The following is an 11391-nucleotide window of genomic DNA, read 5'->3' on the forward strand; positions in this document are numbered from 1 at the left end:
CGGTCTTTTGTCCCCTTGTCCTCAACACCTGAAAGAGAACTGACGCAACATGGTATTTTCGACTGAGATGAACTGCTACGACCGACTGCGGGCCCGCGGATTGAAGCTTCAGGCCGTGCCCGCGCCGATAGGCAACTTCACTCACTGCACGCGCGAAGGCAACCTGCTGTTTTTGTCGGGACAAGGACCGCTCGACAATACCGGCCGCCTGATGAAAGGCAAGGTCGGTGACGACGTCACCACCGACGAAGCGTATGACCACGCGCAACTCGTGGGCCTCAACCTGCTCTCTGTGCTGCATGCCGAACTGGGCGATCTGAACCGCGTGACGCGCATTGTGAAATTGCTTGGCATGGTCAACGCAACGCCGGATTTCGCAGATCATCCGCGCGTAATCAACGGCTGCTCGGACCTTTTCATCGATGTATTCGGCGACGCCGGCCGGCATTCTCGTTCAGCGGTCGGCGTTGGCTCGCTGCCCGGCAATATCACGGTAGAAATAGAAGCGATCGTCGCGATTCGGGACTAAGCTGTGGCTTCCCCCCGGGGAAGCGACTTTGTCATTGGCGCGTGATCACGACCTCCAGGTATTCGCTTGGCAGCACGAGCGTACCGTCTCCCGAACGATTCCTGCTTTCCATCAGTCCGAGCAACTCCTGGGCGAATGCCGCCTGTTTCCCGGCGTCCAGGGCACCGAAGGTCTTGTTCATCGGGCCATAGTAGGTGCGGAACACTTCGAGGAAATGCGCCGGTGACCGATAGCGAAACACAAACGCGCATTCGTTCGCGTCGATCTCATGCGCGGTGCCGGCGAACAGTTCGTCGAGCCGTTCCCTCGATCCCCACAACGACGGCGACTTCAGGCCCGGTGCCGGCGGAATATAAGTGCCTATCGTCTTGAAGACCTGTCCGATAAAACTTCCCGGCGTCCAGTTCGCCAAGCCGATCTTTCCGCCTAGCTTGCACACGCGCGCAAGTTCGCTTGCGGCTTTCGTCTGGTCTGGCGTGAACATGACGCCGAAGGTGGACATCACCACGTCGAACGATGCATCCGGGAACGGAAGGTTTTCGGCATCGGCTTCCTGGAACTCGATGGTTTGCCCCTCCGCTTGCGCGCGGGCGCGCCCGGCTTCGAGCAGCGACGCAACATAGTCGGTCGATGTGACCTCGCACCATCGGCGGGCGGCTGCAAGCGTTGCGTTGCCGTTGCCGGCGGCGACGTCGAGTACCCGGCTGCCCGAGCGAAGGTCGAGCGCTTCGCAAAGGTTTTCACCAACAATCTGAAGCGTACTGCCGACGACCGCGTAATTGCCGGTAGACCACGCGGCTTGCTGGCGTGTCTTGACAGCGGCGAGATCGATGGAAGGGTCGGTGCTCATGTTTTTGCTCCTTGACGTGTACTAATTGAGGTTGCGGGAAACGTCACCGCATCGCACAAGCAGCTTCCCTTCGGTTTTTCGATGTCCATGATGTATCTGCTTAGCGACTATGAGTTCATTGCGGATGCATTTGCCGCGTGCTTATTCTTCAGAAAATTAGTAAGGCATCCAGACTTATTATTGCAGGATACATCGGCTTTTGGTGGTGTTTGTAAGCCGAAGTTGGTTCGCAGAAAGGTTCGGCTATGCCGCGCGCTGTTTTTGTGCGCCCCAGGTTTCGCAAAGGTGCGCGGCGCACCACAACCAAAACGCTCAAGATGCTCATGAGGGTACGTCGCGGGCCGAGCCGATCGCTCGGAAGCCTTTTTGGTAAAGGCTTAGTGGGGTTTAGCCGATTAATTCCGGGAAACTGGCACGCCTCCTGCATTATGAATCCCATCTTGTATGCAAGACGGAATTCATGTCCAACTTCTCCGACACTACCGACCACCTGCTTGTATCGGCGCTCGCCGACGCCTATGCAGCGCGACGCCAGTCACCGCCTGAAGTCGTAGACGCTGCATTCGACCGGATCAGCGTTATCGATCGTCCGGAGATGTGGACGCTGCTATTGCCGGCCGAGACGGTTCGTGCGCAAGCGCGTGTGCTTGAGAAGGCGCTTGCCGAAGAGGGTGACGCGGTGTTCGAGCGCCTGCCGCTCTTCGGTGTACCGTTCGCGGTCAAGGACAACATCGACGTCGCGGGCATGCCGACCACCGCCGCGTGCGAACCCTTCAGCTATACGCCGGACACAACCGCGTTCGCCGTTCAGCGCTTGCTCGATGCCGGCGCGCTTCTCATTGGCAAGACCAACCTCGATCAGTTCGCCACGGGACTTGTCGGTACGCGTTCGCCGTTCGGGGCGGTGCGTCAGGTCGAGTTTCCGGAGCGCGTGTCGGGCGGGTCGAGCTCCGGCTCGGCAGTATCTGTCGCGGCGGGATGCGTTGCGTTTTCGCTCGGTACGGACACTGCGGGGTCCGGCCGCGTGCCTGCAGGATTCAACGGAGTGGTTGGCCTCAAGCCGTCGCTGGGCCTTGTCAGCAAAAGCGGCGTGGTGCCCGCGTGCCGAAGCCTCGATACGCTGTCGATCTTTGCGCACGATGTCGCCGATGCCTGGCATGTCCTTGCGCAGATGGCGAAGTTCGACGCGGGTGATGCGTACTCGCGGCGGGTTGCGCCATTGGGCGCGGCGTCGTCGCCGTTGCGTTTGGGCGTTCCGGCAGAACTCGAATTCTTCGACGATACAACCGCGCACCAAGCCTTTAACGCAAGCCTCAAAGTGTTGTCGGCTGATCTTGCAACGACACCGGACCTAATCGATCTTGCCCCGTTCAGGCGCGTCTCGGCGTTGCTCTACGATGGCCCTTGGGTCGCCGAACGGCGCGCGGCGCTCGGCGCGTTCTTCGACACCAACTTCGCGGACATCGATGCAACCGTGGCCGCCGTGATCGGCAAGGCGGACCGCTTCAGCGCGGTCGATGCCTTCAACGGCCAGTACGCGCTTGCCGAACTCAAGCGGCAAGCCGAGCAATGTTTCGACGCCATCGATGTCCTGATCGTACCCACCACGCCCACGCATCCGCTTATCGCCGATGTGCAGGCGAGTCCGATCGAACGCAACAGCGAGCTGGGTTACTACACCAACTTCGTGAATCTTCTGGACCTGTGCGCGTTATCGGTGCCGTGCGCGCGTCGAAGCGATGGTTTGCCTGCAGGCGTGACGCTGATTGCGCCGAGCGGCGCGGATCATCGGCTGGCGGTTCTGGGCGCGCGCATCCAGGCGCTTTTCGACAATACGACCCACGCAGCTCCCAATCTTCAACCGTTGCCGTTCCAGGAACCGACCGTTGCACTCGCAGTGGTTGGCGCACACCTGCGCGGGCAGCCGCTCAACCGGCAACTACAGGAAGCGGCCGCGCGTTTCGTCGAAGCGACCAGGACATCGCCTGCGTATCTGCTGTTCGCGCTTGCGAATACATCGCCGCCGAAGCCCGGGCTTGTTCGTGACGCGAAACACGAAGGCGCCTCGATCGCCGTCGAAGTATGGGATGTGCCGGTGCGCACGTTCGGGAAGTTCGTGATGGATGTTCCATCGCCGATGGGTATCGGCACTGTCGAGCTTGCCGATGGACGGTTCGTCAAAGGCTTCATCTGCGAACCGTGGGCGGTATCGGCGGACAGCGGCGCACAGGACATCACCGCGTTCGGCGGCTGGATCGCGTACCTCGACGGCCTCAATAAGTAATCAAGTAATCCATAACATTCAATCGAACAGGAACCCAACAAAATGACCAGCCGCCGCACATTCATCAAAGACGCGAGCCTCCTGGCGCTTGCGACCATGGCGCCGTTCCAGTCGGTGTTCGCGGCTGGAAAAACCACTGTCGGCGTGATCTATGTCGGTGCGCGCGGCGACTACGGCTACAACCAGGCGCAGGCCTCGGCCGCGGCGATCATCAAGAAACTGCCGAACGTCAAGGTCGTGGAAGAAGAGAACGTGCCCGAAACCATCGCGGTCCAGAAGTCCATGGAGGCGATGATCGAACAGGACGGCGCCACGCTCATCTTCGCGACCTCCTTTGGTTACTTCGATCCGCACGTGCTCAAGATGGCGGCCAAGTATCCGAACGTGCGCTTCGCGCATTGCGGCGGTTTGTGGAAGCAGGGCAATCCGCCGAACATTGCGAGCTACTTTGGCTATATCGATGAATGCCAGTACCTGAACGGCGTGGTCGCAGGGCACATGAGCAAAAGCAAAAAACTGGGTTTTGTCGCGGCCAAGCCTATTCCGCAGGTGCTGCGCAACATCAACGCCTTCATGCTCGGCGCGCAGTCCGTCGATCCGTCGATCACGACGCAAGTGATTTTCACCGGCGACTGGTCGATGCCCGTGAAGGAAGCGGAAGCGACGAACAGCCTTGTCGATCAGGGTTGCGATGTGATCACGTGTCACGTCGATGGCCCGAAGGTCGTTGTCGAAACCGCCGAGAAACGTGGCGCGATGAGCTGCGGTTATCACGCGAGCCAGGCGGCGCTCGCACCAAAGGGTTATCTCACGGGCGCCGAATGGGACTGGGCGACGCCATACAAGGAACTCGTGGCCGATGCGCAAGCAGGCAAACCCCAGCCCAACGTATTGCGCGGCGGTTTGAAGGAGGGCTTCGTCAAGATGTCGCCCTACGGCGCAAAAGTCACGCCCGATGCGAAGAAGGCCGCCGACACGGTCAAGGCCAGCATGATGGCCGGCTCGTTCGTGATCTTCAAGGGGCCGATCAAGGACAACAAGGGTGGGGTCGCTATAGCCGCCGGCACGAGTCATCCGCAAACGGACTACACCCTGGAAAGCATGAATTACCTAGTGTCGGGTGTTACGGGTCAGATCTGATGGCGTTGTCAAACTGAAGGATCCGTGATGCGTCCCAATGCTTCGACCGCCCGCGTTTTACTGGCTGTGTTGCCGGCCATTCCGACGGTGCTCGCGCTTGCCGGAACCCTGGTGTTGTTTTCGTTGTTCCTGCTCGTGCAGGGGCAGCCGGTCCTCGATGCGGTCGGCCTCATCGTACAGGGCGCGTTTGGGTCGTCGTTCGCGTGGCAGAGCACCTTGCTGCGTGCGTCGCCGCTGATGCTCACGGCGCTTTGCGTGGCCTTGCCCGCGCAAGTGGGGCTGATCGTGATCGGCGGGGAGGGCGCGTTGGCGCTTGGCGGAATGTGCGCGGCCATCGTTCCGCAGATGCTGCCCGCGAATACGCCGTGGCTCATCGCGACGCCGTTGATGGCGCTTGCCGGCATGCTTGCGGGCGCTGTGTGGATTGGCGCAGTGGGCGCGTTGCGGCAATGGCGCGGCGTGAACGAAACCATCAGCAGTCTGCTGATGGCGTATATCGCGATTGCGCTCTTCAAGTTCTTTGTGGAAGGACCGTTGCGCGATCCTGCGAGCCTCAACAAACCCTCCACGCTCCCCGTCCCCCAGTCGATGTCGATAGGTTCGCTGCCGGGCCTGGAAGTGCACTGGGGCCTGATGTGGGGCGTACTTGCATGCATCGCGGCGTGGGTGTTCGTCAAGTACAGCACCAAGGGTTTCGCGATGCGCATCGTCGGCGGCAGCAATCGCGCGGCGCGTCTGGTCGGCTTGCCGGTGAACGTGCTTGCGTTCGTTGCGTGCGCGCTCGGCGGCGCGGCGGCCGGCCTCGCCGGCATGTTCGAAGTCGCAGCGGTGCAGGGCAGCGCGAATGCATCGCTGCTCGCGGGCTACGGTTATGCGGGCATCCTCGTCGCATTTGCTGCGCGCCAGAATCCGCTCGCGATCATCGTATGCGCGGTGATGATCGGCGGCATCGAGGCGAGCGGCAGCCTGCTGCAGCGCCGTCTCGATCTGCCTGATGCCACCACGCTGGTTCTTCAAGGTCTCCTGTTCGCCAACCTGCTCGCATGGGAAGCGCTGGGCGGCCGGATCGCAGCGTGGCGTGTGCAGTTGCAGGCCGCGGCCATTGCCGATGTCAACCTGCAGATGGAGCAAACCCATGCCTGATGCACATTCGCCCATCGTGATCCTGCTGCTGTCGCTGGTTGCCGGCGCGATCCGTGTGAGTACGCCGTATCTTTTCGTGAGCCTTGGCGAATGCCTGACCGAGAAGGGCGGCCGTGTAAACCTCGGGCTCGAGGGCATCCTGGTTTCAGGCGCGATGAGCGGTTACGCCGCGTCCTACCTGACAGGTTCGCCGTGGGCCGGCGTGCTCGCGGCGGGGTGTGTCGGCTTGTTGCTCGGGTGCCTGCACGGACTTGTGTGTTCACTTCCCCGCGTCTCCGATATCGCGTTCGGTATCGCGTTGATGCTGCTCGGCACGGGACTCGCGTTTTATCTGGGCAAGCCGTTTATCGAACCGCAGGCGCCCGGGCTTCAGTCGTTCGATTTCGGCGCATGGTCCAGCTCGCCGCAATTGCATAACGCGCTGCACGTGAATCCGCTTTTCGTGATCGGTGTGGTGCTGGCGTTCGCATTGCAGTGGGGATTGCGCAGCACGCGCTGGGGCATGACCCTGCGTCTCGTCGGCGATCACGCGGAGACTGCACGTGCAATGGGTTATCCGCTGACGCGAATTCGGATCATCGCGACGTCCGTAGGTGGCTTTTTTGCGGGCGTGGGCGGTGCGTACTTGTCGCTCGTTTATCCGGGTAGCTGGAATGAAGGTTTATCGAGCGGACAAGGGTTGATGGCGGTCGCGCTCGTCATCTTCGCGCGCTGGCAACCGCTGCGATGCCTGTGGGCTGCGTTGCTCTTCGGCGCCGCCGGCGCTCTCGGCCCGGCATTGCAGGCTATCGGCGTGACGAGCGGTTATTACCTCTACAACGCTGCGCCGTACGTGCTCACGCTCGCGATCATGATCATCAATTGCCGTCCCGACCGCACGCTCGCCGGCGCGCCGGGCGAACTGAGTCTCACACGCTGACCCCTTTTTGAAGGCGCTCCGACCATGAACCGATTCATTGAAGCCAGACCTTATCCGTGGCCCTTCGACGGCAACCTGCGCCCCGACAATACCGCGCTCGTTGTCATCGACATGCAGATTGATTTCTGTGGACATGGCGGTTATGTCGACAAGATGGGCTACGACCTGTCGCTCACGCGCGCGCCTATCGAACCGATAAAACACGTGATGAACATGATGCGCGAGCAGGGCTTCACGATCATTCACACGCGCGAAGGGCACCGGCCGGATCTGTCTGATCTGCCTGCAAACAAGCGCTGGCGTAGCCGTCGCGCGGGAACGGAGGGCGTGGGTATCGGCGACGATGGCCCTTGCGGCCGCATTCTCGTGCGCGGCGAACCGGGATGGGAAATCATCGATGAACTCGCGCCGCTGCCGGGCGAAATTGTCATCGACAAACCCGGCAAGGGCTCGTTCTGCGCCACCGATCTCGAACTGATTCTGCGCACGCGCGGTATCGTGAATCTGGTGCTGACCGGCATCACCACCGACGTCTGCGTGCACACCACCATGCGCGAAGCGAACGACCGCGGTTTCGAATGCACCGTGCTCGCCGATTGTTGTGGCGCGACCGATCCCGGCAACCACGACGCGGCGCTGCACATGATCACGATGCAAGGTGGCGTGTTCGGTACGGTTTCCGATTCACAAGCGCTCCTGACCACGCTCGGCGGCTGACCATGTCCACTGCATCGTATGCGCTCGACGTGGAGATCCACAACGCCGGCAAATCCTTCGGCGCATTTCGCGCGCTCGACAATGTATCGATCAAGGTTCGCGCGGGCACTGTCCACGCGTTGCTCGGCGAAAACGGTGCGGGCAAGAGCACGCTCGTGAAGGGACTGGTGGGTTACGGCGTGCTCGATGAAGGGCAGATCTCGGTAGGCAATCGCGAGGTTCATATTACGTCGCCGCGTGATGCACAGGCACTGGGTATCGGCATGGTGTATCAGCATTTCACGCTGGCTGCGGGTTTGTCGGTGGAAGAGAACCTGTTGCTGGCGCGCGGCCGCCTGCCCTGGAAAATCGACTGGAAAGCAGAACGCGCGGCACTCGAAACGTTCATGAAGAGCATGCCGTTCCGCCTGCCCCTCGATGCACCGGTGTCGGGCCTCGCGGCCGGGGAAAAGCAGAAGCTGGAGATCCTCAAGCAGTTGTATTTGAAGCAGCGTTTCCTGATCCTCGATGAACCCACCTCCGTCCTCACGCCGCAGGAAGCCGACGAAGTGCTTGGGCTGATGCGCGACCTGACCACGCGCGGCGAGCTGACTGTATTGATGATCACGCACAAGTTCCGCGAAGTGATGGCCTACGCCGACGACGTGACCGTGCTGCGCAAAGGGCGTCAGGTTGGATCGGGCGCGGTGTCGGGCACGAACCGCGACGCGCTGGCCGCGCTGATGATGGGCGCCGATGAAACCCGCGACCACGCCGTGATGGAGGCGGTCACCGCCGAACGGGTCGCACGCAAACCGGTGGACGCTGCAGCGCAGATTCGCCTGGCAATCAGGACGCTTTCCGTCGACGATGATCGCGGCCACGCCGCGGTCAAACATGCGTCGCTGCAGGTTCGTGCGGGAGAGATACTCGGCATTGCGGGAGTATCGGGGAATGGTCAGAAGGAACTGGTCGAAGCGCTTGTCGGGCAACGCCGCGTGAAGGCCGGTGAGATGGAAATCGACGGCCGCGCGTATCGGGCGACACGTGAAGAGATGACGCAACGGCGCGTGTTCGCGATTCCCGAGGAGCCGCTCAAGAATGCGTGCGTGGCGAGCATGAGCGTCGCGCAAAACCTTGCGCTTCGGGACTTTGATCGCGCGCCGCTGCGCCGTGGCGGATGGCGTCTCGACCGCCGCGCGATGCGCGATCGTGCAGCCCAGCTCATTGGTGAATTCAACGTGCGGCCGCCGCTTCCTGAACGCGCCATCGGCACGCTCTCGGGCGGCAACGTGCAGCGCGCGGTGCTGGCTCGCGAACTGGGTCAACCCGTCGACGTACTGATCGTCGCGAATCCGGTGTTTGGTCTCGACTTTGCATCGGTGGCTGACATTCACGCACGCATCATGGCCGCACGCGACGCCGGCGCGGCGGTCCTGCTGGTCAGCGAGGACCTCGACGAATTGCTGGAACTGGCGGACCGTATCGCGGTGATCGCGGAAGGCGAACTCGTGTTCGAGACATCCGCTGCAAACGCAGATCGCGCGACGCTCGGTCATTACATGGCGGGACATGGCGATACGGTCGCGCAAAACGTGCCTGCAGCCGAACCTTTGAAGGAGGTCATTGAATGAGCTCGAGTGGATTGGGCGGATTGAACAAGTCGCCAAACGGCATCGTGATCGGACTGGTGCAATTGCAGAATCCGGATGTCGCGACGCGCGAAGAACTCGCTGCGCAGACGCAGAAGATCGTGGCAATGGTCGGCAAGGCGCGACGCAACAATCCGGCGATGGACCTCGTCGTGTTTCCGGAGTACGCGCTACATGGTCTCTCCATGCGCACGGATGACGCCATCATGTGTACGCTCGATGGTCCCGAAGTAGCGGCGTTCAAGGCAGCGTGTATCGAGCACAGTATCTGGGGCTGCTTCTCGATCATGGAACTCAACCCGGGCGGCAATCCGTACAACAGCGGACTGATCATCGACGATACCGGCGAGGTCAGACTTTATTATCGCAAGCTGCATCCATGGGTGCCGGTCGAGCCGTGGGAGCCTGGAAACATAGGGGTTCCGGTGTGCATCGGGCCGAAGGGTGCGGTGCTTTCGCTCATCATCTGCCACGACGGCATGTTCCCCGAGATGGCGCGCGAAGCCGCGTACAAGGGCGCGGAAATCATTCTGCGCACAGCGGGATATACCGCGCCGATACGCCACGCATGGCGTATCACGAACCAGTCGAACGCATTCCAGAACCTCGCGCAAACGGCAAGCGTGTGTCTCTGCGGCACCGACGGCAGTTTTGATTCCATGGGCGAAGGTATGTTCTGCGATTTCGATGGCACGGTGATGGTGGACGGCAGTCACCGGCCGGACGAAATCATCACTTGTGAAATGCGGCCTGACCTCGTTCGCGAAGCGCGCTTGAACTGGGGCGTCGAGAACAACATCTATCAGTTCGGGCATCGCGGATATGTTGCCGTGAAGGGCGGCGCGCAGGATTGCCCGTACACGTTCATGCATGACATGGTGCATGGTGAATATCGGTTGCCATGGGAAGACGGCGTGAAGGTAACAGACGGAACGTCCTGCGGTTTCGCGCCGCCCGAGCGCACCTACAAGGGGTAAGTCATGACGTTGCCGATCAACCAGCCCGAGGTCATTGCGCAAGTGTGCGCGGCGTTCGTCGAATATGAACGCGCGCTGGTCGCCAACGACATCGAGACCATGAATGCACTGTTCTGGAATGCAACCGAGACCGTGCGTTATGGCATTGCCGAGATCCAGCATGGGGGCGACGCCATCCGCCAATGGCGCGAGACGTGCGCGCCGGTGCCGGCTTCGCGCAAGTTGCACCGGACCATCGTCACGACTTTTGGCACGGACTTCGCAACCGTCAGCACTGTATTCACGAGCGATACCACGCCGTTGATCGGAAGGCAGATGCAAAGCTGGGCTCGCATTGGCGATGACGGCAACTGGAAAATCGTCGCCGCGCACGTCAGCCTGATTCCCGAACCCTGAAACGCCGATAATAAGAACAAACGGGAGCGCGAATGCAGGAAGACACGATTGAAGCGGGTATTGAAATAGTTGAGCCGAACGCGGCCAATCCCCTTGCCGAACAGGTTTATCAGCGGCTGAAGCACGACATCTTCAACTTCAGGCTGTTTCCGGGCGACCGCTTTTCTGAGAACGGTATCGCGCAGTATTACGGTGTATCGCGCACGCCCATGCGCGACGGCCTGTTCCGCCTGCAACGCGAGGGTTACCTGGAAGTGGGTTTCCGGCGCGGCTGGAAGGTCGCGACGATCGACTTCAATCAGATGGACCAGCTCTACGATCTGCGCATCGTGCTCGAACTCGCCGCGCTCGAACGAATGACTGCGGGCGGCGACGCGGCGCGCGTTGCTATCGATGCGCTCAAGGCAATCTGGTGCGTCGAGCCCGAAGCCCGTGAATCCGACGCCGTGAAAATGTTCGGCATGGACGAGGATTTTCATCGGCGAGTGGTGTCCGCAACGGGGAATGCCGAGATGGTCCGCGTGCATAACGATGTGACAGAACGCATCCGCATCGTGCGCCGCCTCGATTTTCTGAAGCCGCACAGGACCAGCGCGACTTACGACGAACATTCGACCATGCTGCATCTGATCGAACGCAAACGCCTGACTGAGGCATCCATCTTGCTGCGTGCCCATATCACGCAGAGCAAGCTGGAAGTCCGGAAGATCACCGTCTCAATGCTCGATGCAGCTCGTGATGTAAAGCTGCCATTCGTGTCGTAGGTCATCCTGGCCGCCGGTTCGGTCTGCCAAAAACACTGTAC

General features: G+C 61.1%; 11 protein-coding genes. 10 read left to right on the plus strand and 1 reads right to left on the minus strand.

All coding sequences use genetic code 11. From position 1 onward, the window contains the following. Positions 1–67: 67 nt before the first annotated feature. Positions 68–529, plus strand: a complete 462-nt coding sequence (locus tag AXG89_RS22350) for a RidA family protein (protein WP_062002739.1) — start codon at positions 68–70, stop codon at positions 527–529. Positions 530–560: 31 nt separating this feature from the next. On the opposite strand, the gene AXG89_RS22355 is transcribed toward AXG89_RS22350, so the two are convergent. Beyond that, complete coding sequence (locus tag AXG89_RS22355; protein WP_062172447.1) at positions 561–1379, minus strand: class I SAM-dependent methyltransferase; 819 nt, start codon at positions 1377–1379, stop codon at positions 561–563. Positions 1380–1839: 460 nt separating this feature from the next. Here AXG89_RS22355 and atzF point away from each other — a divergent pair, with 460 nt between their 5' ends. From atzF to AXG89_RS22400, 9 genes are read left to right on the plus strand one after another with little or no spacing between them, the layout of a single operon-like run. After that, entirely contained in the window at positions 1840–3663 is a 1824-nt protein-coding gene (gene atzF / locus AXG89_RS22360) for an allophanate hydrolase (RefSeq protein WP_062172448.1), read from the plus strand. Between the two features lie 42 nt (positions 3664–3705). Continuing rightward, positions 3706–4803, plus strand: coding sequence for a BMP family ABC transporter substrate-binding protein (locus AXG89_RS22365; protein WP_062172449.1), 1098 nt, complete (start codon positions 3706–3708; stop codon positions 4801–4803). Positions 4804–4830: 27 nt separating this feature from the next. Continuing rightward, positions 4831–5946 (plus strand): ABC transporter permease, encoded by a 1116-nt coding sequence (locus AXG89_RS22370; RefSeq protein WP_062172450.1) that lies wholly within the window; start codon positions 4831–4833, stop codon positions 5944–5946. Beyond that, positions 5939–6865: an ABC transporter permease gene (locus tag AXG89_RS22375; protein ID WP_062002744.1), complete on the plus strand. Its 927-nt coding sequence runs from the start codon at positions 5939–5941 to the stop codon at positions 6863–6865. Before AXG89_RS22370 ends, AXG89_RS22375 begins: the two co-directional genes overlap by 8 nt. Positions 6866–6889: 24 nt before the next feature. Beyond that, positions 6890–7582: a biuret amidohydrolase gene (gene biuH, locus AXG89_RS22380; protein ID WP_062172451.1), complete on the plus strand. Its 693-nt coding sequence runs from the start codon at positions 6890–6892 to the stop codon at positions 7580–7582. 2 nt (positions 7583–7584) lie between these two features. Further along, positions 7585–9195, plus strand: coding sequence for an ABC transporter ATP-binding protein (locus tag AXG89_RS22385; RefSeq protein ID WP_062172452.1), 1611 nt, complete (start codon positions 7585–7587; stop codon positions 9193–9195). Continuing rightward, on the plus strand, positions 9192–10190 hold the full coding sequence (locus tag AXG89_RS22390; protein ID WP_062172453.1) for a formamidase: 999 nt from the start codon (positions 9192–9194) through the stop codon (positions 10188–10190). The genes AXG89_RS22385 and AXG89_RS22390 overlap by 4 nt, the downstream gene beginning before the upstream one ends. Before the next feature lie 3 nt (positions 10191–10193). Continuing rightward, a complete protein-coding gene (gene hpxZ / locus AXG89_RS22395) occupies positions 10194–10586 on the plus strand; it encodes an oxalurate catabolism protein HpxZ (RefSeq protein ID WP_062172454.1) in 393 nt (130 codons plus the stop codon). 32 nt (positions 10587–10618) lie between these two features. After that, the gene (locus AXG89_RS22400) at positions 10619–11350 is read left to right on the plus strand and encodes a GntR family transcriptional regulator (protein ID WP_062172455.1); all 732 of its coding nucleotides are present in this window, start codon (positions 10619–10621) and stop codon (positions 11348–11350) included. The last annotated feature ends 41 nt before the right edge of the window (positions 11351–11391 follow it).

Source organism: Burkholderia sp. PAMC 26561, from assembly GCF_001557535.2.
Lineage (GTDB): Bacteria > Pseudomonadota > Gammaproteobacteria > Burkholderiales > Burkholderiaceae > Caballeronia.